This is a genomic window from Arcobacter denitrificans (SeqCode), from assembly GCF_048571185.1.
GTDB lineage: Bacteria > Campylobacterota > Campylobacteria > Campylobacterales > Arcobacteraceae > Arcobacter > Arcobacter denitrificans.
Window position 1 is genome coordinate 150,648 of sequence record NZ_CP182350.1, and the last position, 25,524, is coordinate 176,171.

The window sequence follows — 25,524 nt, forward strand, 5'->3', positions numbered from 1 at the left end:
TAATGTTTGATAAAAGAAGTATAAAATATAAAAGTGGAAGGATTGTGAAGTTTAGAAGATTATTTTAATTTGCCAAAAACTTTATATATTTCCCAATATTCATCTAAAGCATTTTGTAAATCTTTATCACTTAAATGAGTAGATTTTTTTACTCCAAATCTGCTTATAAAAGCTTCTGGCATGATAGTAGTATCTTTGCTAGGATTTTTAAGATAGTTAGTCATAGCTTCCTTTACAGCTGTTTTAGAGCTATATTTTAATAAATATCTATAAAAGTATTTATCAATAGAAACAGGTAGTCTATTATGACAAGATACACAATTGCTTTTATAAACACTTGCATAGGAAAATGAAACAAAAACCAAAACACAAAAAAGTAATCTTTTTACCATGTAAGCTCCATTTGAGTTCCAACTCCTATTTCTGATTTTATTTTTATGTCTATATTGTACTCTTTACTTATAATATAAACTATATTTAAGCCAATACCAAAACCACCAACACTTTTATCAAATCGTGCATATCGTTCAAACATAGATGGTATTTTATCTTTAGGTATACCTTTTCCACTATCTTTTATGATTAATTTTCTATTTTCAAGTGTGATTTCAATAGTTCCAGCTATTTTATTATATTTTATTGCATTTGATAAAAGATTATCTATTACTTTGCTTATCTTTTTTTCATCACAAAAGATTCTTACACCAGAATTTATACTTTTGATAAAAGATATCTTTTTCACATTGGCTAAAGTTTTAAAATAATCAATTCTATTTAAAACTATTTTTGATAAATCTAAATCTTCATTTTGTGAGATAATTTTATTATTTAGTGCTAAATATGTCAAATCCTGATAAATATTTGAGACTGTTTTAGCTCCTGTATCAATTCTTTGTAATTTTTTTTGTAGTTTTTTATCCTCTAATTTTCCTATATCAATCATCTCAATATTTGTAATAATTGCACTAATTGGAGTGTTTAGCTCATGGGTTGTATCTTTTATAAACCTATCTAAAAGGTGCAGTGAATCACGCATTGGCTTTAAAAATAGTTTCAATAAAAAATATCCACAAATAAACATAATAGAAAAACCAAAAACTAAAAAAATAGCAATTTTATTTATAACTTCATTTATCCAGGTTTTTTCTTCTGGTATTTCAAGCAGTACATATTTAGCACCTAAATAGTATGATTCTGGTTCTTTTATATAGTGTATGTGGCTATTTGTAGTATAAGTAATCTCATCAAGTTTTACTTTGGCTGAGGATAGTGTTGAGAAGATAAGATTTCTATTACTATCATAAATAGCCGAATTAAATCTTTCATCCCTTGGGTAATATTTATATTTATCAAAATTAATATGTAAATCTTTTAATCTAATAATTAAATCATTTGAGTACTCTTGTAGTATCAATCTTTTGTTTTGAAGCATCAAGTCTTTCTTAAAGTTATAATATAAAAATGAAATAAATAGTAAAATTACAATACAAAGTACACTATATAGTGTTAAAAAGCCCCAAAGAGTCTTTTTTTCACTCTGTGGTAAATCTATATCCAAGCTTTTTAACACTTATGATTCTCTCTTTCCCAAATATTTTTCTCATATTCTTTATATAAGTTCTTAGTGAAAAATCACTGCTCTCTTCATCATAATCCCAAACATATTCATAAATTTGATCATGGGATAAGATTTGATCTTGATTTTGTAAAAATAGTTTTAATAGTTTAGTCTCTTTGTTGTTTATTTTGATTTGTTCATCATTTTTGAAAAGTAAATTAGTACTTGCATCAAAATATATATCATCTACAATATTTACTTTTGTATCAACACTATGAAAATACCCTCTTTTTAGTATAGATTCTATTCTAATAAGCAACTCTTTAAGTTCAAAAGGTTTTCTTATATAATCATCACAACCCAAATTAAAACCTTTTTCAAAAGAGTCCATGGAGTTTAAGGAAGTAATAAATATAGCAGGAGTATTTATATTATCAATTCTTAGATTTTCTAAAAGTTCAAAGCCATTTAGAGAAGGAACATTTACATCTAATAAGAGTAAATCAAATTTTTCTTCATAGATTTTTGCATATGCATCTTCTCCATCATATAAAGATACAACTTCAAAAGCACTCTCTTGTAAATATTCAACTACTGTTTCATTTAGTGTAATATCATCTTCTAAAAGTAAAATTTTTCTCTTCATACTTATCTTTTTTCTTTTGATTTTTGCATATTTTTATGGTATTGATTTCTCTCTTTTTGACTCATTGTAGAGACTCTAGATTTTAGCTCTTTTTCAAATTTTGTTTTATTTTCTTTTTTTACAAAACCAATGATTTCTATCAATTCCTGAGTTGACATTTCAGAAAAATCAACAGCAAAAAGAGGTGACATAAAAGCCAAAAAGATAAAAACTGTTAACAATTTTTTCATAATTTATTCTCTTCTTATTTTTGATTTATCATACCATAAATATTGTGGAAAAATCGTAAAACAATCTTATTTTAGCTTTCTTAATACAAGATTAAATTTATATATTTTTACATTTTGTCATTATTTAATATATAAATTTCAAAGTTTATATTGTATATAATACAACTTTTAGATAATATTTCAAAAAAGGGTCAAATATGATTCAAGTAGGAAAACTTTTCCAAAGAGTCCCATATTATGTTAGAGATTTAGAGTGTGAATACAAATCAATTCATGAGATTGAAGAGGTTGTTGATGAATTTCTTTCAAACTATATGATGACCACTGCAGATTTACATAGTGTCTTTTCAAACAATAGAGATTCATCAACAAATTTACATGTATTATTCAATGATGGTTCTATGCCAAAAGATTCAATCCATCCTGATTTCAAGCATCCAATTTTTGATATTACATATGAAGAATTAAAAGACTCAAAAACAAAAGCTAAAAAAGTAAACTCTTTGATGTTTATTGAAGAGTTTCAAAATAGAAATGAAGACGATTTAGCAAAAACCTTTGATGAGATTATTGGTTGTGATGGAGAAGAACTTTTTATATCTTTAAAAGAAGAAAAATTTGATATGTATAATCCAAGTTCAGCAAACTTTGATTATAGAGCCAATTTAATCACTAAAAAAGATGTGATTATTGATGTATGTAATCTATTTGATATTACACATAAACACTTATATGAACAATTAAATCCAAATATTATAAAACAGGTATGTAAAGATTTAAATATAACATATAAAGCTTTGGCAAAAGAGATTGGATACAAACCTGATACCATAAATAAAGCTGCCTCATTAGGAAAAGTTTCAGAACAGCTTTTAAAAGCTATTAATATGTACCTAGAAAACCTACGTTTAAAAGAGTTTTTGAAAGATTTTGATGTTATGAAATCTACACTAAAGAAGATTTTAGAATGATTATAATAAAATCCAAAGAAAAAAAAGAAAGATAATTAATGATTAAAAATATTTTACTAGCAGCTCTTGCTCTTACACTTTTTACAGGATGTATTTTCGGTGATGCCGAGGAAGCAGAGTGGACTTCATATATTTACCCAGATAAAGCAAATACAAAAAGAAGTCTTATTTCTCCAGCTACATTTCCTACATTAGAGATATGTAGAAAAGTTTCATTAGGAGTTTTAAAAGAAAAAGGTTTAGAAAAAAGCGGTACATATAAGTGTGGTAAAAACTGTAATTTTCATGAAGGTATGAAGTTAGATATTTGTGAAGAGATGAAAAAATAGCCTTTAAATAAAGGTACAACTATAAGCCGCGTTTTGTATTTGACAATAATTTATCTAGTTGTTAAATTACTTAAACAATCTTGCGAAGAGAAAAACTGTGAAGCTAAATACCGTCTCTTCTTGCTGCGAGTTGGGTTTACAAAGCTGTTAAGATTACTCAAAACACTGGTAAGCTCTTACCTTACCGTTTCACCCTTACCATAAATGGCGGTTTAATTTCTGTTGCACTATCCCTTAGGTTTCCCTAGCCATCCTTTAGATGGAACCCTGCTTCACTGCAGCCCGGACTTTCCTCTTGAATTATTTCAAGCTATTGTCTGTTGTACCTTTAAGAGTTGAATTCTAACCAAAAAATAATTATTTTCTTATTATGTCGTAGTGTTCAGGTGGTAAAAACTTAAATATTTCATCATCTATATCTATATTTTGTTTTATATTAGTAAATGTTATTACAACTCTATTTTCCAAGGCATCTTTATACTCAATTTTTTGGATTTTATTATCTTTTGTAAAAAGATTATATTCTACATCATATATTTTTGCTAGATATTCATTTTTTGATACTTTTTTAGCATTTTTTATAAGACTTAATATATCTATTTCATTTTGAAGTTTAGTTAATATCGCTTGTTCTAACTCTGGTTCATCAATAATTGCAAAATTATTTATTATATAAACATTTTTTAAAATTGGCTCTTTATACTGCCATAAAATATAATATGGCTCTTTTAATACTAAGTGACCTTTATATAAAATCTCTTTTTGTGATGGGTTTATGATTTTTTGTTCAAAATTTGCATCAAATGACTTAATATTATTCAATATTGAAGCTTGAGAAAATGCAGATAAAACAAACATTCCAATAAAAACCAGTTTATAAAACATAATTTAACCTTCTTTTTTATATAATCATCGGATTATAACGGAAAAGGACTATATTTCATGTTAAATATTTTTTCAAAAATTTTTGGTACTAAAAATGATAAAGAAGTAAAAAGATATAAAAAAAGAGCTGATGAGATAACTTTGCTTGAGGCAAAATATGAAGCAATGAGTGATGATGAACTAAAAGCAGCATTTGAAGCTTTTAAAAATGACGTTCAAAACGAATCTGTAAAACTAAATGATATTTTAAATGATATATTTGCAATAACAAGAGAAGTTAGTAAAAGAACACTAAACATGAGACACTATGATGTTCAACTTGTAGGTGGTATGGTTTTACATGATGGAAGAATAGCTGAGATGAAAACAGGTGAAGGTAAAACTTTAGTTGCTACACTTCCTGTTGTATTAAATGCCATGACTGGAAAAGGTGTTCATGTAGTTACTGTAAATGATTACTTAGCAAGTAGAGATGCTGCTGAATTAGCTCCTTTATATAATTTCCTTGGATTTAGTGTTGGTGCTATTTTAGGTGGTATTAGAGAAGAAGAAGAGAGAAAAGCACAATATGCTTGCGATATTACATATGGTACAAACAATGAATTTGGATTTGATTACCTAAGAGATAATATGAACTATGATTTAGAAGAGTGTGTACAAAAACAACATCACTTTGTAATCGTAGATGAAGTGGATTCAATTCTAATTGATGAAGCAAGAACTCCACTTATTATTTCAGGACCTTCAAATAGAAAAAGTTCTGATTATTCAAAAGCAAATGAAATAGCACAAAAACTAGAACGTGGGGAAAAGATAGAACCCAAAAGAGCAGATGAAGCAGCTATTACTACTGGTGATTTTATTGTTGATGAAAAGAGCAAATCAGTTCTTATGACAGAACAAGGTGTAAAAAAAGCAGAAGAGTTATTTGGAGTTGAAAATCTTTATTTACTTGAAAATGCTACACTATCACATACACTAGACCAAGCACTTAAAGCTCACTATGTATTTGAAATAGATGTTGATTATGTTGTAAAAGATAATGAAGTAATCATCGTAGATGAATTTACAGGAAGATTAAGTGAAGGTAGAAGATTTAGTGAAGGTCTTCATCAAGCACTTGAAGCTAAAGAGAAAGTATCTATTCAAGATGAATCACAAACACTAGCAGATATAACATTTCAAAATTACTTTAGAATGTACGATAAACTAGCAGGTATGACAGGAACTGCACAAACTGAAGCAACTGAGTTTGCAGAAATTTACAACCTTGATGTTGTATCTATTCCTACAAATGTAGCTATTCAAAGAGATGATAGAAATGACCTTATCTATAAAAGTGAAAGAGAAAAGTTCAATGCAGTATGTGATAAAATTGTAGAACTTAATAAAAAAGGACAGCCAGTACTAGTAGGTACAGCTTCTATTGAAAAATCTGAAAAACTACATGAAATATTAAAACAGAAAAAAATACCTCACACAGTTTTAAATGCTAAACAACATGAAAAAGAAGGAAAAATAATTGCAGATGCTGGACAAAAAGGTGCTGTAACTATTGCTACAAATATGGCAGGACGGGGAGTTGATATTAAATTAACAAAAGAAATCCTTGACCTTGGTGGTTTAGCAATTATAGGAACGGAAAGACATGAAAGTAGAAGAATTGATAATCAGCTAAGAGGTAGAGCTGGACGTCAAGGTGATGTGGGTGTTTCTCAATTTTACTTATCACTTGAAGATAATCTTTTAAGAATCTTTGGAAGTGATAAAATCAAGGGTATTATGGAGAGATTAGGTATTGAAGAGGGTGAACATATCGAATCTAAAATGGTAACACGTGCAGTTGAAAATGCTCAGAAAAAAGTTGAGACAATGCACTTTGAGAGTAGAAAACACTTGTTAGAGTACGATGATGTTGCAAATAAACAAAGAAAAGTAATCTATAGCTTTAGAAATGATTTACTAGACCCAAATTTTAAAATAGAAGAAAAACTTGATGAAAATAGAGCTGAATATGTAGCAAACCTACTAATACATGCAAACATCATAAATGGTATGCCTACTGAAGACTTTGACTATGATTTCATCATAAATAAAGTAAAAGAAGAACTAAATTTAGAGCTTACTTTAGAAAATATTCAATCAGAGTCATATGAAGAGTTAGAAGAAAAACTACTTAAAATCATAAAAGAAGTATATGAAAATAAGATGAGTATGGCTGCACCTGAACAAAAAGCAGAGATAGAGAGAATACTTTACTTACAAATCCTTGACAATGCTTGGAGAGAGCACTTATACTCTATGGATACGCTTAAAACTGGTATAGGACTACGTGGTTATAACCAAAAAGATCCATTAGTTGAGTATAAAAAAGAGTCATATAATATGTTCTTAGAACTTATTGCAAATATTAAAAATGAAATAATAAAAATATTATTTACAGTTCAACTAAGAGATTCACAAGAGGAAGAGAAAGAAAAAGAAGCAATTGAAGCTATGAGAGCAAAAATGGCAGAAGCTTCAGAAAATATCTCAACTAATTTTGAAGATGAACCTAAAGCAGAAAAAAGAATAGCAAGAAATGACCCATGTCCTTGTGGAAGTGGTAAAAAATATAAACAATGTTGTGGAGTAAGTGGTCCTAAAAGAGGATTAATAGCAGGCAAATAATTTGAATAATCAACTTATTAACTTTATTGTAAAAAAATACTTAAAATTTGACAAAAAAAATCCATTTATCTCAATAAGTGCTATTTTAGCATTTATTGGTGTTGCTGTTGGTGTTATGGTTCTTATCATCACCATGGCAATTATGAATGGTACTGCAAAAGAGTTTGAAAACAAACTTTTTACTATGAACTATCCCCTATCTATATATTCAAAGTTTGATAATGGCATAAATCATAACTTACTTGAAGAGCTTGAAGAAAAATTTCCAAAGCTAAAGTTTTCCCCATACATCTCTTCTCAAGCAATTGTCCAACATGATGAAAAAATGTCTGGTGGTCTTCTGTTTGGTGTTGATTCTAAAAGAGAAGCACAAATAAACTCTATTTATAAAAAAGCTATTAAAAATAAAACTTTTGGCAAATATGACATAATAACAGGTATGGGAATTTCTGATAAACTCTTTTTATATGATAATAGTAAAGTAACTATGTACTTTACAGCCTTAAACCCAAGTGGTTTTACTATGATGCCTAAAATGAAAAGATTTAACTACAAAGGCTCTTTTAGGTCAGGACTTAATGCCTATGATAACTCATATATGTATACTTCTGTTGAAGCATTAAGAACAATTTTAAGAAAAAGTGATAATTATTATGATGGTATTCATATTTATTCAGATGATGCCTTCAATGATATAAATTTGATCCAAAAAGAGCTTAAGGATTATCCAAATATTGGCATTGTTGGCTGGTGGCAACAAAATGGTAATTTCTTTTCAGCCATGGCATTAGAAAAGAAAGCTCTTTTTATAGTACTTATGTTAATCATTTTAGTTGCATCACTTAATATTATTTCATCACTACTTATGACTGTAATGAGTAGAAGAAAAGAAATTGCCCTACTTTTATCAATGGGGGCAACAAAAAAAGAGATAAAAAAAATATTTTTAAAGCTTGGTGTTGTAATTGGTTTTTCAGGTATAGCAATTGGAATTTTTTTAGGTTTCTTTGGGATGTTTTTACTTGATAACTTTAATATAATCTCTCTTCCTGCTGATGTTTATGGTACAAGTAAACTTCCACTTGAGCTAGATATGATTGATTTCATATCAATTCTAATTGGTTCAGTTATGATTGTTTTATTATCATCTTATTACCCAGCAGCAAAAGCTACTAAAATAGATGTTATTGATGTACTAAGAAATGAGTAATATCTTATTTTTCAAATAGCTTTAATGGGGAAGTTATAACTCTTTTAAAGAAGTTAACAGGAGCAGATATTGAGTCTTTTGCTAATTGTGTCTCTATTTTAGGATTATTTAAATCTCCAGTAATTTTAACTTTTGTAGAGACTCTTTTCTCATCCCCTAAAAATAGATAGTTTAATCCCGGTATAAAATTAACTATCTTTGTATAATCTTTCATAAATATCAAGTCAACATTAGAGTTCACATATGAATCTTTTAAGTTTAAGGTTGCATAACCTTCAAAATCAACTGAATTGCCAATGGTGTGAATTTTTATCAAGTTTAAAACTCTATTTTCAAAATCATATGTAAAGTCAATATAACCTTCATTTACTGCATAACCGTTTAGATTAAACCCTCCATTTGTAACCATTCCAAAAACTGCAGGAATTGCAAGTAGTGGATTAATCAAAGCAGGAGAAGTATTTACTAAAGTAATAATGTTATTTAAAATTGTTAAGTTTAAAAGTCTATTTTTATTAAAAAGCATTTTACCACTTATTAAATCTCCTTTTCCACTAGCTTCAAGGGAAAAAGTACCACCTTTTATTATCTCTTTATCAAAAAATGTATTTACAAAAAGTTCATTTATGTTATTTGCTCTCAAATTGATATTTTCGTGTGAATCTTTTATATACTTTATTTTTCCATCAAGGTATACTAAATCAAATATAGTATTTTTATCATCTGAAGAAATAATATAATCATCAGATAAAACTTTATACTTTTCATTAATAATAAGATTAGAGTTTTTTCCTTTTATTTTTACTTTTTTATATTTGTTTACACTATTATTACTTGTATTATAAATTAAATCCAATTCATTTAGTTCTAAATATATCTCATCATTATTTTCCAGGGTTAAATCTAACTTTTTATCTTTTGTTACAACTTTTACCAAATCTTTTTTAGAATAACCCTTAATATCTAATCTATCTAACTTTTTATCCCCCTCTTTTATGGGAATATCAAGTTTGCCAAATGAGCCATCAAAAAAGATATCATCTTTTACAATATCAATATTTGAATCTATAGAATAAAAACTATTATCTTTTAAAATAATATTTGAATCAATCAGTCTAACACTTAAGTCTTGAATAAAACTATTTTTCTTTTCATCTTCGTTTGTCATATCTATATCATAGGAGTTTATGATTATTTTTATCTTATCTTTTATAATATCTATTACAAGGTCATTAGAAGCTGTGTTTATAGATGTTTTATCTTTATTTACCAATCCAAAAAGCTTTAATGCCTCAACTTTTTTATCATCTTTTTTTAAAGGTAAATCTAGTTCAAATAAGTTTGTCATAAAGCTAATCTCATTATCATCTAATAACTTAATACTTAAATCACCTTTTTTAATATCAATATCACTTAAAAGTTTTGAATAAGGGTATAGTTTTTCTAAATTTTCAATATTTATATCTGTACTATCTTTTTGAAATAAGATACTGGTTTCTAGTTCGTCAATATTTAACTTTGTATTGTCTTTAAAGTCTATTGTAAAATCAACCTTTTTATCTTCAATCTTAACAATCTCTTGATTATCACTTTTAATTAAAAACTTATTTAATAAAGCATCACCACTAGAAGTTAAAGTTTTTGTATCAATTTTTAGGTTTACCTTTGCATTTATCATATCTTTATGAACAAAGTCTGTGTTTTCAATAATTACATCTGTATTGATTAAATCAACACTTCCCTGTTTTGAGTAAAATTCAAAATCATTTATCTTAAAAGTAGAATCTTTAGATTTAAATACACCAAATGTTTTCATAGGAGAATCATAAGGTATGTAAAGATGTACATCAGCTTCTGTCTTACCAGATATCTGTTTCAATGGAAGATTTATCTTGTGAGCTTTTAATATATTTAAAACATTTTCATCTAAAAGATGATTTGCTTTTAATGTAACGTCAACATGTCCATACTTTAAACTTGTCATATCTTTTATATCAACAAAACTACCATCTATACTTATACCTTTGTAAGTTGGCTCTTTTAGTTTTATAAGTAAATTATCATTTTGATACTCTAAATTTATAAGTGGTGTATTTACTACATCTAAATCCTTATTGAATTTTACTTTTGCATCAAGAACTCTTGCATAGCCATTAATACTATTTAAAATAGGAGTAAAACTATTCAAATCAACTTTTCCATACAAATAGTCTAAATAAATTTTACCTTGAACATTGTCATACATCCATGATTCTGCAATTTTGTCCAATGTTATATAGTTTTTTAGAAATTTTATATTTTCTAATTCTCCTGAATTTATAAAAAAATCCAATTCTTCTTTATTTGCTTGAAGATTTAACTCACCACTAGCCAAATTTTTATAAGAATATCTTCCTAAAAAAACTAAAATATTTTTATCTAAATCAATATCCATATTTCCCAATAGCAAAAGATTTATATCTTTTAAATAGATTGAATAAATATCTAAGCTTAAAGAATCCCCCTCTTGTGAGTATTCTGAAGCAATATTTACATATTTATTATCCACATAAATATAATCATCTTCAAGTTGTATTTTAAATTTATTATCAGCAATCTCCATAGTCTCAATATCTATATTTTGGAAAAAGCTCAAAACCATTGGAGCTTTATTTAAAAGAGATTTCATATCTTCAAAAGAGTTATGAACTTTGGTTTTTTTATCTTTTATTACAATTTCATCAATTCGTAAAATAAGCTTTTTATCAATTTTTAAATAGAATTTCGAAACTGAAAAATTACCAAAAGAGAATGAATCCAATTTGATACCATTAATTAAGAAAAAAACTAAAAAAGCTATTAGCGATAAAAAGAATAAAATAAATGCAATGATTTTTTTTAGTAACATTATAGAAGTAATCCTCGTTTTAAGTATTATTATACTTTTTTATATAACTATCCCTTTGTCATCATCAAAAGTAATTTTTATACCAAAAGGGAGTACAAATTATATTATAACATACCTAAATAAATCAGGTTATGACTTAAATATAATTGATAAAGTAATAATTAAAATTAAAGGCTATCCTCAAAGCGGTTGGATTGATTTAAAAACAACAAGAATGACAAAAGCTGACTTTATAAACAAACTTCTTACTTCAAAGGCTGCCCTTAAAAGTGTTACTTTAATCCCAGGAGAGACAGCTTACTTTTTCTTAAAAGATATTTCTCAGAAGTTTAACCTATCTTTTACAAAACTTCAAAAAGCTTATGATAAATATGCCTATAAACTCGATGGTAATATTTTAGCTGAAACATATAATTTACCAATGGGCATGGACGAAGATCATATTATTTTTTATCTAACCTCATATACAAATAAAAGATATAAAGAGTTTTCAAATAAGATTTTTGGGCATTATATAAAAAAGAGCTGGTACAAATATGTAACTATGGCTTCTATTATTCAAAAAGAAGCTGCAAATAAAGAAGAGATGCCAATTGTTTCAAGTGTAATTCAAAATAGACTTAAAAGAAAAATGCCACTTCAAATGGATGGTACTCTAAACTATGGAGTCTATTCACATACAAAAATAACACCTAAAATGATAAGAGAAGATATCACTTCATATAATACGTATAAGTATTCAGAGTTACCTAAAAATCCAGTTTGTGCAGTTAGTTTAGATGCCATAAAAGCAGCAATATTTCCAGCAAAAACACAGTATCTTTACTTTTTTAGAAATAAAGCAACAGGTAAACACTCTTTTACAAAGACTTACAAAGAGCATGTAAATAATATAAATAAAAGAAAAACCCCTAGAAAACAAAAGAAGAGTAAAGTATTTCCTAAAAAAAGTGATACAAAAACGGCCAAAGATGTGAAATCACTTTGGAAAGCTGTTAAGTAATTGTGAAGTATTGAAACAGCAAAATTAAACTGTTTCTTTATTGATACTTATTTGAAATATTATGAATAAAATCATGCTAATATGTCCTACACGAAAACTTTAACTAACCAAGGAACAAAAATGTCAAAAATCATTTACACAAAAGTTGATGAAGCTCCTGCTTTAGCTACTTATTCATTTTTACCAATAATCAAAGCTTTTACAAAAAGTTCTGGTATTGAAATGGTAACAAAAGATATCTCTTTAGCTGGAAGAATTTTAGCTAACTTCCCAGAAAACTTAACAGAAGACCAAAAAATTGGTGATCACTTAGCTGAACTTGGTGAATTAACTCAAGACCCAAATGCAAATATTGTTAAATTACCAAATATTTCTGCATCTATTCCTCAGTTAAAAGCTGCAATTGCTGAATTACAATCAAAAGGCTATAAAGTACCTAATTATGATGAATCAGCTGAAATTAGTGCTAGATACTCTAAGATTTTAGGATCTGCAGTTAACCCAGTACTTAGAGAAGGTAACTCAGATAGAAGAGCACCAAGTGCTGTTAAAAACTATGCGAAAAATAATCCTCATAGAATGGGTGAATGGACAAAAGATTCTAAAACTGATGTTGCACATATGGATAGTGGAGACTTTTATGGTTCTGAAGTTTCTAAAACATTTGATGATGCAAATGACTTAAAAATCTCTTTCTTTGATAAAGATGGTGCTCAAACAGTATTAAAAGAATCAACTCCTGTACTTGCTGGTGAAATTATTGATGCTACTGTTATGAGTGCGAAAGCTTTACAAGAGTTTTATGCAAAAGCAATTGCAGAAGCTAAAGAGAAAGATGTATTATTATCACTTCACTTAAAAGCTACTATGATGAAAGTTTCTGATCCAATTATGTTTGGATTTGCTGTAAAAGTATATTTCAAAGATTTAATTGCTAAACACGAAACACTATTCAATGAATTAGGTGTTAACTTTAACAATGGATTAGGTGATTTATACTCTAAGTTAGAAAATGTTGATGCAGCAAAAAGAGCTGAAATTGAAGCTGATATTGAAAATGTTTATGCAGCTCAACCAAGACTTGCAATGGTTAATTCAGCTAAAGGGATTACTAACTTACATGTACCATCTGATGTTATTATTGATGCATCAATGCCTGCTATGCTTAAAGGTGGTGGTAAAATGTGGAATGCTGATGATAAAGAAGAAGATACTATTGCTATGATTCCAGATAGATGTTATGCACAAAGCTTTAAAGCAGTTATTGATGATTGTAAAGAAAATGGTAAATTAGATGTAACAACTATTGGTACTGTTCCAAATGTTGGCCTAATGGCACAAAAAGCAGAAGAGTATGGTTCTCATGATAAAACTTTCCAAGCTCCTGCAAATGGACAAATGAAAGTTACTGATAAAGATGGAAATGAAGTATTTACTTTTGATGTAGAAGTTGGTGATATTTTCAGAATGTGTCAAGCTAAAGATGCTCCAATCCAAGATTGGATTAAATTAGCAGTTAGCAGAGCAAGATTATCAAATACTCCTGCAATCTTCTGGTTAGATGAAAACAGAGGTCATGATGCCCAAATGATCAAAAAAGTTAATAAATATTTACCAGACCATGATACAAGTGGATTAGATATTTCTATTATGGCTCCACTTGAAGCTACAAAAGTTTCTTTAGAAAGAATGAGAAAAGGTCTTGATACTATTTCTGTAACTGGAAATGTATTAAGAGATTATAATACTGACCTTTTCCCAATCTTAGAGCTTGGAACATCTGCAAAAATGTTATCAATCGTTCCATTAATGCAAGGTGGTGGACTATTTGAAACAGGTGCTGGTGGTTCTGCTCCTAAACATGTTCAACAATTTACAGAAGAGTCTTACTTAAGATGGGATTCATTAGGTGAATTTATGGCATTAGCAGCTTCTTTTGAGCACTTAGGTAATACTCAAGATAATGCAAAAGCAAAAGTTCTTGCTGATACTTTAGATAAAGCAACAGGAACTTTCCTTTTAGAAGATAAATCTCCATCAAGAAAATTAGGTGGTGTTGATAATAGAGGAAGTCATTTCTACTTAGCTATGTATTGGGCTCAAGAATTAGCAGCACAAACAGAAGATGCAGAACTTGCAACTGAATTTACTTCAATCGCAAAATCAATGACTGAAAATGAAGAAAAAATTATGGCTGAGTTAGTTGAAGCTCATGGAAAAGCTTCTGATATTGGTGGATATTATTTACCAAATGAAGAAAAAGCAAATGAAGCATTAAGACCAAGTGCTACATTAAATGCAATTATTGGGTAACTTCTAATAGCTATTATTTCAAAGGTAGGTGTAAAAGCCTACCTTTTTTTATTTACAAATTTTAAAGGGAAAATATGAAAAACAAAAAAGTTGGAATCATAGGAGTTGGTAATGTTGGCTCAACACTTGCTTATACTCTAGCTTCAAAAGGAATTTGTGAAAAAATAGTTTTAAAAGATATAAGAGAAAATATCGTAAAAGCTATGGCTTTAGATATTTCACAAGCGGCAAATGCAGCTAGCTCTGATACCTTAGTATATCCAGCAACTACACCTAGTGATTTAAAAGATTGTGATGTTATTGTTATAACGGCAGGATTACCAAGAAAACCTGGTATGAGTAGAGATGATTTACTTCTTACAAATGCAAAGATTATGAAAATTGTTATAAAAGAGATAGAAGAACAAGCTCCAAATGCAATTATAATAGTGGTATCAAACCCTTTAGATGTGATGGTTTACACTGCACTTAAAGTATCAAACTTTCCAAAAAATCAAATTATTGGTATGGCAGGTATTTTAGATAGTGCTAGAATGAGTCACTTTATACTAGAAAAACTAGGATATGGTGCAGGACAAATAGATGCCTCAGTTATGGGTGGTCATGGAGATGATATGGTTCCCCTACCAAACTTCTCAACAGTTGCAGGAGTTCCTTTAGATGCAGTATTAAGCCAAGAAGATATAAGTGATATAGTTGAAAAAACAAAAAATGGCGGAGCTCAAATAGTAAAATACCTAGAAACAGGCTCTGCATACTATGCCCCTGCTCACTCAACTTCACTTATGGTTGAAGCAATTTTATACGATAAAAAAGAAGTATACCCTTGTGCTGTTTTACTTGAGGGTGAATATGGCTATGAAAATATAGTTTCAGGAGTTCCTATTATGATTGGAAGTTCAGGAATTGAAAAAATCATAGAGTTGAACTTAACAGATGAACAAAAAGAGTTATTTAAAAAATCAGTAGCTTCTGTTAAGGAATTAGTTGATACACTAAATAAAAACAATTTTTTTGAATAAGGAGTATCTTATGACAAAAACATATGAAGTAAATAACGTAAAATGTGGTGGTTGTGCAAACACACTAATCACTGCCCTAGAAAAAGATTACGGAAAAGTAGAGGTTGATTTAGACGTTCACCCAAGAAAAATCACTTTAGACATAAATGAGAGCCAAGAAGAGGCTTTAAAAGTGAAACTTAGAGGATTGGGTTACCCACTTGTAACAGATGAGCTTAGTGGCTTTGAAAAAGCTACTACAAGTGCAAAGAGTTTTGTGAGTTGTGCTGTGGGTAAGTTTAACGTAGCTACAAATAAATAAAAAAGCTTTTTTAGACTAGTATTTGAATAAATAGACGTATAAATTATACGTCTTTTTATTTAAGCTCTTAGAAGTGGTAACTTGTTAAGTAACTCTTCACAATAGTCCCATTGTTCTAAAGTATCTCTCCATTCTTTTGGAATCGCATCTATACCAAAATAAGCCCCAAGTACCATACCAATCATAATACCTCTAGAAGCATTATCTCCCCCAACCATAGCATTAGCTTGAAGTGCTTTTTTAAGTCCATCTTCTTTGTTAGCATATTTCAAGATAAAATAAATACTTCCAGGCATAGTTCCTTCAGTAGGACTAGCTTTTCCTACTTTTATAGGTTCACTTCTTCCCACATCCCAAAGTTTTGCCATAGAAGTAAGTGCTAAGTCATCACTAAACTGCTCTTTTGATAAATCAGATTGGGGATTTGATTCCTCTTCATATTTTGCAATTGCTTGATTAACTTTATCTTGATAAAAACCACCCATAAGTTTTCCAACTTCTTCTATAGCAACTCTTGGCTCAACTCCATTTATAACTCTATGGGTAACTCTAGTAAAAAACTCTGCCCCACCTAAGGCATGGGCTTCTTTATGAGTAAACATCGCTTTTTTAGCCACATTTACTAAGACCTCTTCATCATCATAATAAGCGTGAGCTGCAACATGTCTTATGGCTGTAGCATTTGAATAACCACCAAGGTCTTCAACTTTTACACCTCTTTTTACTTGAGCATAAGTCTCCCTACTCATAGTACAAATCCAAGAACCCCAACTATGCTCTAATCTATTCATCCAATGTGGAATAATAGCCTTCACATCAAAATCTTGTACAGGATTTGATATTTTTGCTAAATACTCTAAGATAAGAATATTATAATCCCCATAATCAGTAGTTCCACCTGCTTTTTTACCAGGATGATAGTTTTGTTCACCCCAACCTATTCCATGGGTCATTCCACCCATCATTTCGCCTGGGCTCATAAATTTTTCTATGGGTTTTTGCCCATATGCTTTATATATCTTTTTTGCATCATATTCATAATGACTACCCAAACATAAAGCATCGGCAACAATAGATGCAAAAAAAGCACCTCTCATTGAGTCTTGTTTTGTGATATTGTTCATTTTTTTACCTATTTGATTTTTGATAGATATTAAAAAAGGGCCATATAAAATATGACCCTTTAAATAAATTAATTTAGATTCTAACTATTTTAGATTTTGAGCTACAAAATCCCAGTTAACTAGTTTCCAGAAGTTTTCTAAGTATTTTGGTCTTGCATTTCTAGTATCAATGTAATATGCGTGTTCCCACACATCACAGGTAAGAAGTGGAGTTAAGCCATCAGTTAATGGAGTACCTGCATTTGACGTACTAATAATTGATAATTTACCACTTGCATCTTTTACTAGCCAAGCCCATCCTGAACCAAAATGAGTTACAGCTTTGTTTGTAAATTGAGTTTTAAACTCTTCTACTGACCCAAACGCTTCAACTAAAGCAGCTTCAACATCACTAGAAATAGTAGAACCACCGGGAGTTAAACCATTCCAAAAAAAGTCATGATTAAATACTTGTGCTGAATTATTAAAAAGCCCACCTTCTGAACCTTTTACAATTTCTTCTAAAGTAGCATCTTCAAACTTTGTTCCTTCTATCAAATTATTTAAGTTATTTACATATGTTTGATGGTGTTTCCCATAGTGGAACTCTAAAGTCTCCTTTGACATTAGAGGCTGTAATGCATCCATTTCGTAAGGTAGTTTCATTAATTCGTGTTTCATTTTAAATCCTTTAAAAAATATTAGTATTAAAATGATACAGCTATATAATTAAAAGATAATAATAAGATTAAATTAGTTTTATATTTAAGATGAGAGTTTTATATTTTTTAAGAAGTAAGCAAGAAAGGGTCAAATGACCCTTAATCTTAATTTAGTAAATCAACCAATGGTTTTAAAGAAGCTTTTTTCTCTTCTTCACTCATAGAGCCTTCCATTGCATCTTCTTTAACTTTTCCATTATAAATATTTGTTATTTTCCCATCTTCAGAAATTATATATGCAAAATAACTTGTTTTTGTAGTATCAAATTGATTTAGTGCACTTACTACAGTTCCATCTGTATCATATATCAATGGAATATTAGAGTCTTTATTCAACTCTTCAAGTTTTCCAGGTATTGCCCATTTTTTGATAAACCAAGGGGCATTTGAAATATTTGCAACCATAACGTAAGGTAGGTTTATTTCATAATACTTTTTTAAATCTTTTACAACAGATAAAGAGTCATGATTTCCAACGATTAATAAAGTTTTAGTACCCTCTTTTAGAACTTCATTTGAAGGTATAGCATTTTCATCTCCTACAAGTTCTATAAACTTAGGAATTCCACTTAGACTTAATTCACCACTTTTATTTACATTTTCATTTTCATTTTTTAGTTTATCAGCTGTTAGATAAATAAGTAATCCAAAACCAATTACACCTAAAAATACAATTTTTAAAATATTTTTTAACAATTTTTTTCCTTTATAATAAAATTATGAGATTTTAGCTTTTTAATATAAATAGTATATTAATAAAGGTTATCACTTATTTCGTCTAACCCATTTTTTAAATAATCTATCAACTGTAATTTCATCATCTAATGTGTCTTTTTTCTTTATAAAGTCAACCAATTTTTTTGCTAAATAAGGAGATAAAACAAAACCTCTTCCTCCTACACCATTTAAAATAAAAAGATTATCATACCTTGAAAATCTATTATTTTTTACAGGTGTTCCATTTTTTAAGTATGGAAACATATTTAAAGTCTTTTTTGAGTCAATCAAACTTCCTACTATTGGAAAATAATCAAAGCTACTAGCCCTTGCTCCAAAGTATTTTTTTAATACTTTTACATCATTTAATGTTTTTATATTGTTAGCTTTTTCTAAAAGCTCTAAAGTATCCTTTTTGTATAATTCATCTGTATAACCAATATTGTTTAGATTTGCTAAACTAGGATTTTCAAAAGCTTTAAAATCATTTTCTAAAGTATGCTCAAACCTATGATGAGTAGCTCCTATTGAGACTTTATATAAATCATCTGATACTTTATCATATGAAGTAGATATTGAACACTCTTTATGATAATTAAACTCTATACAGGTTGTAGTAGATATATCTATTCTTTGTCCCCATACAGCTCTAATATTTATATATTCTTCATCTATTAACTTTATATCAGAACCAGTAGTTAGAATAAGATTTTTTGTCTTTATTTCATCATTTATAAACCATAATCCATCTTTGTATTTTATATGTTTTACATCATAATTAAATATTTTATCTATGTTTTCAGTAAGTTTTTTACATAATTCATAAGAAAAAACTTGAGAGCCTATTTTAAAGAAAAATCCACCCTCTTTCTCTTCAGATTCAAAATCAAAATGCTTTTTATACTCATCAAATTTTAATCTATCTTCTTCATCTTTTGGAACTCTTAAAACACCTTTTTGAACAATTAAATCTTCATCTAAACTCTTATAAAAATCTACAGCAAAGCTTAAAGACTTCGTAACTAGTTCTTTAAACTTGTTTGGTTTTCCAAGAAGTGGAGATAAAAAACCTCCTGCAACACCAGAAGCAAATTGAGCCACATCATCAAATCTATCTATTAAAAGAACTTTATCCTCTTTTAAAAAATATGATACACAAGAACCAGCAATCCCAGCTCCAATAACTACATAGTCATAATCTTTTATTTTTTTCATGGCTTTTTCAATAACCTAAAATTGGGTCGCCAATAACCTCTTCCACCATGTAAACTAATGCATCTATATCCAGGTAGTTTATTTCTGTAAAATTCAAGTCTATCTTTTGTACTTTTTCCTGTATCACAATAGAATACAAATACTGTTTTATCTTTAGGTAATAGTGCCATTTCATAGGGGTTATATTTTATGCAGTTATCAGTATCAATAGGTTTTAACACCGTATCTACCAATAGAACATTAATGCCTTGCTTTTCAAGTTCATCTTTATAATTTAGGTACTCTTCTTGAGTCCATTCATCTTTTTCAAATATTTCTTCATTCATTTGATGATTTTAGTATATATTTACTTTTTTAGCAATTAATCTTACTTTTCGCTATTACCTCAATAACCTTGATTGACTAAGACTCAAGTTTGTGCTATAATACAATAAAAAATATACTTTATACGGAGTTTTTATGGCAAAAAGTTTATACGAAACATTAGAGGTGAGTGATGGTGCCTCAACTGAAGAAATCAAAAAAGCATATAGAAAATTAGCAAGAAAATACCATCCTGATGTAAATAAAGATAAAGATGCAGAAGAAAAGTTTAAAGAGATAAATGCTGCATACGAAGTATTATCTGATAAAGTGAAAAAACAACAATACGACCAGTACGGCGATTCTATGTTTGGAGGACAAAACTTCCATGATTTTGCAAGAGGTCAAGGTGGAAATGTAGATTTAGATGAAATTTTAAGACAAATGTTTGGTGGTTCTGGTGGCTTTGGTGGAAGTGGTTTTGGAAACCAAGGCTTTGGAGGACAAGGATTTGGCGGTTATAATGAGCCAGATTTAGATATGAGTGCACAAATCACTATTGCCTTTGATATTTCTATACTTGGTGGAAAACAACAAGTATCATTCAATAATGACTCTTTTGATATTAAAATCCCTGAAGGTATTAGAGATGGGCAAAAGATTAGAGCAAAAGGTAAAGGAAAATCATACAATGGAAAAAGAGGCGATTTAATTATAAAAATAAATGTAGCTCCTAGTCCTGAATATACTCTTGATGGAGATACCTTAACAAAATATTTTGATATACCTTTAAAAACAGCCCTATTTGGTGGAAAAGTAGAGATTAAAACTATTCATAAAACTATAACTCTAAAAGTGCCAGAGAATACGAAACAATACCAAAGATTTAGAGTCAAAGAGTTAGGAATCTTAAACAGAAAAATTGGAACAAAGGGTGATTTATATTTGAAAGCAAATATTGTATTACCTAAAGTCGCAGATTTAGATGAAGAAGTTATTAATTTATTAAAAGAGAAATTGCCAGAAACTATATAAAAGAGGATATTATGGATACAAACTCATACACAGAACCCGTTTATTTGATTTCAGTAGTTGCACAAATTCTTGAAATACATCCACAAACACTAAGACAATATGAAAGAGAGGGCTTAATTACCCCTTCACGAACTAATGGAAAAATTCGTTTATACTCTCAAAAAGATATTGATCATATAAAATATGTACTAAGACTTACAAGAGAGTTAGGAATAAACCTAGCTGGAGTTGATTTAATACTTCAATTAAATAAAAAAATAAATAACTTAGAAGAAGATGTTGAAAAATATAAAACAAGATTAAGGGAAATTGATAAGTTTGGAGTTGTACCCTCATCAAAGGCTTTAGTGATTAAAAAAAGCTCTTATGATATAGTGATTTTTGAAGAGTAGATAGTGCTTCTACTCTTATAAGTGATATTGTACTACGTAATCTCTCATCAATGGAGGAACATCTAAATAGTTATCTTTATCTGTAACTATTTGTTTTACTCCATCATCTGTTGGCTCTTGTTCATTTTTTCTAGGTTCAGGTTTAGATTCAAAACCAGTAGCTACAATTGTAATCTTTACTTCATCTTTTTGTAAAGAGTCATCTGAAGTTGTACCAAATATAATCTCTGCATTTGAATCAATAGTATCATGTATCTTTTCCATAACATTGTTAATAGCAAACATAGAGATTTGTGGATGGATATTAAAGTGAATTAAGATACCTTTTGCTCCACTTAGTGACATCTTATCAAGTAAAGGAGAGTTTGTAGCCACTTCCAATGCTTTAATAGCAGCATCTTCACCTTTGGCTCGCCCTATTCCCATAAGTGCCATACCTTTATGCTGCATGATAGTCTTAACATCAGCAAAGTCAGTATTAATATCGCTATTTCCAGGATTTAAAATAACTTCACTCATCCCGTTTACAGCTTGATATAAAATATTATCAATAATTTTAAAGGCATCTTTCATACCAATATCTTTATCAACAATATCTAATAATTTGTCATTTGGAACAACAATAATAGAATCACTTACTTTTTTTATCTCTTCAAGACCTAGATTTGCTAATCCTGATCTTTTTTTACCTTCCCAAGTAAATGGTTTAGTAACAACAGAAACAGTTAATGCCCCAATCTCCTTAGCAGCTTTTGCAATAATTGCAGCAGCTCCAGTTCCCGTACCACCACCAAGTCCAGCAGCTATAAAAACAATATCAGCACCCTCTAAAGTATTTTTAATCTCTTCATAGCTCTCTATTGCAGAATCTCTACCAACTTCTGGCTTCATTCCTGCACCTAGACCTTTGGTTAACTTTACACCCAACTGTATTTTCTTAGGTGCCCTTGAGATATTTAAAACCTGTAAATCTGTATTTGCAGCAATCAAATCAATTCTTCGAGTACCCTCTTGAATCATGTGGTTGACCATGTTACAACCACCTCCACCAACACCTACAACAGTAATTTTTGCTACATTATCTGACAAAGTTTTATTTGGCATTTCTACTGTGATATCGTCCACTCTAAATAATCCATTATCCATTAAAACCACTCCGAAACTTTATTCCAAAATTTAGCCATACCTTTACCTTTATCAGTTTTTGATATTTTTGGTAACTGTGTAGTATCTTCAGGTTTAAGTTTTATATCCATATTTGCTTTTTGTTCAGCTTGCCTTATATTTTGTTGAGCCTCTTTTAATTCTTCTTTTTGAATAATCTTTTGTTTTATTACTTTTCTTCTTAGTTTTTTATTTGAATCTAACTCAAAATTTCTATTTTTATCTAAAGAGTAAAAAAGAAGTCCTGAGATTGTTGACATAGTTGGATCATCAAAATTCATATATCCATTTTTGATATTTCTTGGATTTGCAACTTTAATAGGCTGATTTTCAAAAACTAAAGTAGCTAGTTCCTTAATACCTTTTAATCTACTCATTCCACCAGTTATAACAATACCTGCATCCAAATTATCAGCTATGCCACTTCTATTTAGTTTCTGTTTTACAAGTAATAGTGTCTCTTCTACTCTTGCATGAATGATATTTCTTATATCTACCAAAGAAATCTCTTCAGTCACTTGCTCATCCCCAATTCTTGGGATTTTTATTTTTTTGATAGTTAATTGGTCATCTTCACTATTATTTGAAAGTAGACTTCCATATTTTATTTTTATTAGTTCTGCTGCATTATGAGGTGTGTGAAGCATTACTGATAAATCATTTGTGATATGATTTGATCCAACTGGTATAAAATCAGTATAAAATAAAGAGCCACCTTTATAACAAGCAAACTCTGTAGTTGTACTACCCATATTTATCACTAAACTTCCAAATTTACTTTGTTGTTCATCTAAAACAGATATGGCTGTTGCATAACTATTTAAAACAAAATTAGTTATCTCAATATTTGATTCTTTAAAAGCTGACCGTAGGTTTGTCAATGCTGTTTTTTTAGCAGTTACAATATAAACAGATACTTCAAGTCTTGCACCATTCATATTTAAAGGATTATCAACATCTGCTGAATCATCTACTTTAAAGAAAATAGGAATAACATGAACAATATCATACTCAGGAACAATTGTAGCATTGTATAAAGCCATCTGCATAACTTGATTTATCTCATGCTCTGTGATTATTCCATTTGGCACATTTACACTTCCCATACTTCTTATACCCTTAGTATAAGAACCAGAGATTGCAACCACTGTTGACTCAATTGGCTCAGAAGTACTTCTTCTTGCTTTTAGGACAGCATTTTGTATAGATTTAGAAGCTAATTCAATATTTGTTATAAGCCCTTTATTAATTCCATCACTTGTTTCAATACCTGTACCTAAGATATTTATTTTATAGTCTAAATCATTTTTTGCAATAATTGCTGTAACGTCAGTAGAACCAATATCTATTGCTAGAAGAGTATTACCCAATTTTTACTCCTTGTGATCTAAAGATGAAGTAACTTCATATCTGTTTTCAAGATTTTTTACTAAGCTTGACATAAGCTCTGCTCTTTGTAGTTTTAATAATATATCTTTTACAGATTTCTCTTCATTTGTAGTATCTGCTGCTAATTTACTTGCAGTAATTTTATAAAGTACTACTTTTCCAGCTACTTCAATTTTTCCCTCTTTTTCTTTTGACACAAAAAGTTTATTTAAAAAAGCATAAGATTCATTTGTATTTAAACCTTTTATTTTATCTACAGAAGTTCTAGTGATAAATCCAAGATTTTCACCTTCAAAGTTTTTCATCGCTTCTTTAGCTAAAGAATTAATTTTTTCAGTTCTTTTGATATCTAAATAATCAGCTTTTACCATATCTTTTGCCATAGAGAAAGCTAAAGGTTTTGGAGCCATTTTTTCTATTAGTTTTACAATTGTATAACCATCACTTGCTTCAAAAGGTTTTAAAACAACCCCTACAGTAGAATTTTTAACTTCTTCTGTATTTTCAGGTGAAAAAGGTAAGTCATTCTCAAAGATTGTTGTAGTTGCATCAAATTTTATTTCATCTTTTTTAAGTGCTAAGTATTTTTTTAAAGCATCTCTTTTTGTAGCTTTAAGGCTTAATACTTTTATCATCTCATCTTTTGCTTCTTCAAGAGTTTTTATTTTTCCATCTTCTTTTTTATAATCAGTTTTAAATTTTTCATAATGCTCTTTTAACTCATCTTCTGTTGGAGAAATCATTTTTAAAGGCAATTTTGAAATAGCAAGTCTATATATATTTGATGACATATATTTTATTTTGTTTGTTTTCCAATAATTTCTTAAAATAGTGTCATCTACTTCAATTTCTATAGATTTTGGGTCTAATACTTTTATTGATACTTCATCTTGTGCAAAAAGTAACTTTGATAAGTTTGTAACTTCAACAGCTGAAGGATTTAGATTAAATAAAGATTCAACTTTTTGTAAAAGCAAATCTCTTTTTAAAGATTTTTCGTATTCAACTGCATTTGTAGCATTTTGAGTTAATACTCTTATATAAAGCTCTTTATCGAATTTTCCATCTTTTATGAAAGAAGGCATTTGAACTAACTCTTTTGCAATATCTTCATTAGTAACATTTAAACCTAAATCATCTGCATATGATAAAATAAGATTTTTTTGTATTGCTAAATTTATAGCTGCATCAGGAAGTCCAATTTTTTTAGCCATCTCTTGATTAAATTGATTTCCATACATTCTAGAGTATTGTCTATATAGGGATGAATACTCTCTTTGGTACTCCTCTACACTTACTTTTCTATCTCCTACAACAGCAACTGCTCCGGAAGAACTTCCATATTCGTAACTTCCCCAGCCAACGAAACCAGCACCCACAAATGCTATTGTACTTATCCAAATTGTAATTACTAACCATCTTTTGTGTCTTTGCATCCAAGTTATCATACTAATAAAAT

24 protein-coding genes and 1 other RNA gene are annotated in these 25,524 nt (G+C 29.0%); 10 read left to right on the forward strand and 15 right to left on the reverse strand.

Going from position 1 to position 25,524, the window contains the following annotated elements; translation table 11 throughout:
- Positions 1–59: 59 nt before the first annotated feature.
- From ACNI28_RS00815 to ACNI28_RS00830, 4 genes are read right to left on the reverse strand one after another with little or no spacing between them, the layout of a single operon-like run.
- Positions 60–392 carry a hypothetical protein gene (locus ACNI28_RS00815; RefSeq protein ID WP_419764942.1) on the reverse strand — a complete coding sequence of 111 codons (333 nt, stop codon included), beginning with the start codon at positions 390–392 and terminating at the stop codon, positions 60–62.
- Complete coding sequence (locus ACNI28_RS00820; protein WP_419764943.1) at positions 386–1,570, reverse strand: sensor histidine kinase; 1,185 nt, start codon at positions 1,568–1,570, stop codon at positions 386–388. Before ACNI28_RS00820 ends, ACNI28_RS00815 begins: the two co-directional genes overlap by 7 nt.
- Positions 1,533–2,204, reverse strand: coding sequence for a response regulator transcription factor (locus ACNI28_RS00825; RefSeq protein WP_419764944.1), 672 nt, complete (start codon positions 2,202–2,204; stop codon positions 1,533–1,535). Before ACNI28_RS00825 ends, ACNI28_RS00820 begins: the two co-directional genes overlap by 38 nt.
- 2 nt (positions 2,205–2,206) lie before the next feature.
- Entirely contained in the window at positions 2,207–2,434 is a 228-nt protein-coding gene (locus tag ACNI28_RS00830) for a DUF1104 domain-containing protein (RefSeq protein ID WP_419764945.1), read from the reverse strand.
- A gap of 197 nt (positions 2,435–2,631) precedes the next feature.
- On the opposite strand from ACNI28_RS00830, the gene ACNI28_RS00835 reads away from it, so the two are divergent.
- Positions 2,632–3,405 (forward strand): hypothetical protein, encoded by a 774-nt coding sequence (locus tag ACNI28_RS00835; protein ID WP_419764946.1) that lies wholly within the window; start codon positions 2,632–2,634, stop codon positions 3,403–3,405.
- Positions 3,406–3,443: 38 nt separating this feature from the next.
- Positions 3,444–3,734, forward strand: coding sequence for a hypothetical protein (locus ACNI28_RS00840; protein WP_419764947.1), 291 nt, complete (start codon positions 3,444–3,446; stop codon positions 3,732–3,734).
- Positions 3,735–3,740: 6 nt separating this feature from the next.
- On the opposite strand, the gene rnpB is transcribed toward ACNI28_RS00840, so the two are convergent.
- Both rnpB and lolA read right to left on the reverse strand, forming a co-directional pair.
- An RNA gene (rnpB, locus tag ACNI28_RS00845) (RNase P RNA component class A) lies at positions 3,741–4,063 on the reverse strand.
- A 28-nt stretch (positions 4,064–4,091) separates the two neighbouring features.
- Positions 4,092–4,619 (reverse strand): LolA-like outer membrane lipoprotein chaperone, encoded by a 528-nt coding sequence (gene lolA / locus ACNI28_RS00850; protein WP_419764948.1) that lies wholly within the window; start codon positions 4,617–4,619, stop codon positions 4,092–4,094.
- 57 nt (positions 4,620–4,676) lie between these two features.
- On the opposite strand from lolA, the gene secA reads away from it, so the two are divergent.
- Positions 4,677–7,289 carry a preprotein translocase subunit SecA gene (secA, locus tag ACNI28_RS00855; RefSeq protein ID WP_419764949.1) on the forward strand — a complete coding sequence of 871 codons (2,613 nt, stop codon included), beginning with the start codon at positions 4,677–4,679 and terminating at the stop codon, positions 7,287–7,289.
- A 1-nt stretch (position 7,290) separates the two neighbouring features.
- A complete protein-coding gene (locus tag ACNI28_RS00860; RefSeq protein WP_419764950.1) occupies positions 7,291–8,499 on the forward strand; it encodes an ABC transporter permease in 1,209 nt (402 codons plus the stop codon).
- A 4-nt stretch (positions 8,500–8,503) separates the two neighbouring features.
- Here ACNI28_RS00860 and ACNI28_RS00865 read toward each other — a convergent pair whose 3' ends face one another.
- Entirely contained in the window at positions 8,504–11,299 is a 2,796-nt protein-coding gene (locus tag ACNI28_RS00865; RefSeq protein ID WP_419764951.1) for a YhdP family protein, read from the reverse strand.
- 1 nt (position 11,300) lies between these two features.
- On the opposite strand from ACNI28_RS00865, the gene mltG reads away from it, so the two are divergent.
- The 4 genes from mltG (at position 11,301) to ACNI28_RS00885 (ending at position 16,025) form a co-directional block, all read left to right on the forward strand.
- A complete protein-coding gene (gene mltG / locus ACNI28_RS00870) occupies positions 11,301–12,389 on the forward strand; it encodes an endolytic transglycosylase MltG (protein ID WP_419764952.1) in 1,089 nt (362 codons plus the stop codon).
- Between the two features lie 120 nt (positions 12,390–12,509).
- Positions 12,510–14,702 carry an NADP-dependent isocitrate dehydrogenase gene (locus ACNI28_RS00875; RefSeq protein ID WP_419764953.1) on the forward strand — a complete coding sequence of 731 codons (2,193 nt, stop codon included), beginning with the start codon at positions 12,510–12,512 and terminating at the stop codon, positions 14,700–14,702.
- Between the two features lie 74 nt (positions 14,703–14,776).
- Positions 14,777–15,724, forward strand: a complete 948-nt coding sequence (gene mdh / locus ACNI28_RS00880) for a malate dehydrogenase (protein WP_419764954.1) — start codon at positions 14,777–14,779, stop codon at positions 15,722–15,724.
- Between the two features lie 10 nt (positions 15,725–15,734).
- Complete coding sequence (locus ACNI28_RS00885; RefSeq protein WP_419764955.1) at positions 15,735–16,025, forward strand: heavy-metal-associated domain-containing protein; 291 nt, start codon at positions 15,735–15,737, stop codon at positions 16,023–16,025.
- Between the two features lie 59 nt (positions 16,026–16,084).
- On the opposite strand, the gene ACNI28_RS00890 is transcribed toward ACNI28_RS00885, so the two are convergent.
- The 5 genes from ACNI28_RS00890 to ACNI28_RS00910 form a co-directional block, all read right to left on the reverse strand.
- Positions 16,085–17,149 carry an ADP-ribosylglycohydrolase family protein gene (locus ACNI28_RS00890; protein ID WP_419764956.1) on the reverse strand — a complete coding sequence of 355 codons (1,065 nt, stop codon included), beginning with the start codon at positions 17,147–17,149 and terminating at the stop codon, positions 16,085–16,087.
- An 84-nt stretch (positions 17,150–17,233) separates the two neighbouring features.
- The gene (locus tag ACNI28_RS00895) at positions 17,234–17,809 is read right to left on the reverse strand and encodes a superoxide dismutase (RefSeq protein WP_419764957.1); all 576 of its coding nucleotides are present in this window, start codon (positions 17,807–17,809) and stop codon (positions 17,234–17,236) included.
- Between the two features lie 146 nt (positions 17,810–17,955).
- Entirely contained in the window at positions 17,956–18,546 is a 591-nt protein-coding gene (locus ACNI28_RS00900) for a hypothetical protein (protein ID WP_419764958.1), read from the reverse strand.
- A 69-nt stretch (positions 18,547–18,615) separates the two neighbouring features.
- Positions 18,616–19,782 (reverse strand): NAD(P)/FAD-dependent oxidoreductase, encoded by a 1,167-nt coding sequence (locus tag ACNI28_RS00905; RefSeq protein WP_419764960.1) that lies wholly within the window; start codon positions 19,780–19,782, stop codon positions 18,616–18,618.
- On the reverse strand, positions 19,779–20,108 hold the full coding sequence (locus tag ACNI28_RS00910; protein ID WP_419764962.1) for a hypothetical protein: 330 nt from the start codon (positions 20,106–20,108) through the stop codon (positions 19,779–19,781). The genes ACNI28_RS00905 and ACNI28_RS00910 overlap by 4 nt, the downstream gene beginning before the upstream one ends.
- A 133-nt stretch (positions 20,109–20,241) precedes the next feature.
- Between ACNI28_RS00910 and ACNI28_RS00915 the strand changes: the two genes are divergently transcribed.
- Both ACNI28_RS00915 and ACNI28_RS00920 read left to right on the forward strand, forming a co-directional pair.
- Positions 20,242–21,120, forward strand: coding sequence for a DnaJ C-terminal domain-containing protein (locus ACNI28_RS00915; RefSeq protein ID WP_419764963.1), 879 nt, complete (start codon positions 20,242–20,244; stop codon positions 21,118–21,120).
- Positions 21,121–21,131: 11 nt separating this feature from the next.
- Entirely contained in the window at positions 21,132–21,512 is a 381-nt protein-coding gene (locus ACNI28_RS00920; protein ID WP_419764964.1) for a heat shock protein transcriptional repressor HspR, read from the forward strand.
- A 15-nt stretch (positions 21,513–21,527) separates the two neighbouring features.
- On the opposite strand, the gene ftsZ is transcribed toward ACNI28_RS00920, so the two are convergent.
- The 3 genes from ftsZ to ACNI28_RS00935 are packed head-to-tail and all read right to left on the reverse strand — an operon-like array spanning position 21,528 to position 25,513.
- On the reverse strand, positions 21,528–22,658 hold the full coding sequence (gene ftsZ, locus ACNI28_RS00925) for a cell division protein FtsZ (protein ID WP_419764965.1): 1,131 nt from the start codon (positions 22,656–22,658) through the stop codon (positions 21,528–21,530).
- Complete coding sequence (ftsA, locus tag ACNI28_RS00930; RefSeq protein ID WP_419764966.1) at positions 22,658–24,046, reverse strand: cell division protein FtsA; 1,389 nt, start codon at positions 24,044–24,046, stop codon at positions 22,658–22,660. The genes ftsZ and ftsA overlap by 1 nt, the downstream gene beginning before the upstream one ends.
- Before the next feature lie 3 nt (positions 24,047–24,049).
- Positions 24,050–25,513 carry a peptidylprolyl isomerase gene (locus tag ACNI28_RS00935; protein WP_419764968.1) on the reverse strand — a complete coding sequence of 488 codons (1,464 nt, stop codon included), beginning with the start codon at positions 25,511–25,513 and terminating at the stop codon, positions 24,050–24,052.
- Positions 25,514–25,524: the final 11 nt, after the last annotated feature.

Bases quoted from the DNA above. Each gene is read 5' to 3' on its own strand.
- ACNI28_RS00875 (WP_419764953.1), top strand. From the start codon at position 12,510: ATGTCAAAAATCATTTACACAAAAGTTGATGAAGCTCCTGCTTTAGCT.
- ftsZ (WP_419764965.1), bottom strand. From the start codon at position 22,658: ATGGATAATGGATTATTTAGAGTGGACGATATCACAGTAGAAATGCCA.
- ACNI28_RS00830 (WP_419764945.1), bottom strand. From the start codon at position 2,434: ATGAAAAAATTGTTAACAGTTTTTATCTTTTTGGCTTTTATGTCACCT.
- ACNI28_RS00815 (WP_419764942.1), bottom strand. From the start codon at position 392: ATGGTAAAAAGATTACTTTTTTGTGTTTTGGTTTTTGTTTCATTTTCC.
- ACNI28_RS00910 (WP_419764962.1), bottom strand. From the start codon at position 20,108: ATGAATGAAGAAATATTTGAAAAAGATGAATGGACTCAAGAAGAGTAC.
- ACNI28_RS00890 (WP_419764956.1), bottom strand. From the start codon at position 17,149: ATGAACAATATCACAAAACAAGACTCAATGAGAGGTGCTTTTTTTGCA.
- secA (WP_419764949.1), top strand. From the start codon at position 4,677: ATGTTAAATATTTTTTCAAAAATTTTTGGTACTAAAAATGATAAAGAA.
- ACNI28_RS00840 (WP_419764947.1), top strand. From the start codon at position 3,444: ATGATTAAAAATATTTTACTAGCAGCTCTTGCTCTTACACTTTTTACA.
- ACNI28_RS00895 (WP_419764957.1), bottom strand. From the start codon at position 17,809: ATGAAACACGAATTAATGAAACTACCTTACGAAATGGATGCATTACAG.
- mdh (WP_419764954.1), top strand. From the start codon at position 14,777: ATGAAAAACAAAAAAGTTGGAATCATAGGAGTTGGTAATGTTGGCTCA.
- ACNI28_RS00920 (WP_419764964.1), top strand. From the start codon at position 21,132: ATGGATACAAACTCATACACAGAACCCGTTTATTTGATTTCAGTAGTT.
- ACNI28_RS00935 (WP_419764968.1), bottom strand. From the start codon at position 25,513: ATGATAACTTGGATGCAAAGACACAAAAGATGGTTAGTAATTACAATT.
- ACNI28_RS00835 (WP_419764946.1), top strand. From the start codon at position 2,632: ATGATTCAAGTAGGAAAACTTTTCCAAAGAGTCCCATATTATGTTAGA.
- ACNI28_RS00915 (WP_419764963.1), top strand. From the start codon at position 20,242: ATGGCAAAAAGTTTATACGAAACATTAGAGGTGAGTGATGGTGCCTCA.
- ACNI28_RS00885 (WP_419764955.1), top strand. From the start codon at position 15,735: ATGACAAAAACATATGAAGTAAATAACGTAAAATGTGGTGGTTGTGCA.
- ACNI28_RS00825 (WP_419764944.1), bottom strand. From the start codon at position 2,204: ATGAAGAGAAAAATTTTACTTTTAGAAGATGATATTACACTAAATGAA.
- ACNI28_RS00905 (WP_419764960.1), bottom strand. From the start codon at position 19,782: ATGAAAAAAATAAAAGATTATGACTATGTAGTTATTGGAGCTGGGATT.
- lolA (WP_419764948.1), bottom strand. From the start codon at position 4,619: ATGTTTTATAAACTGGTTTTTATTGGAATGTTTGTTTTATCTGCATTT.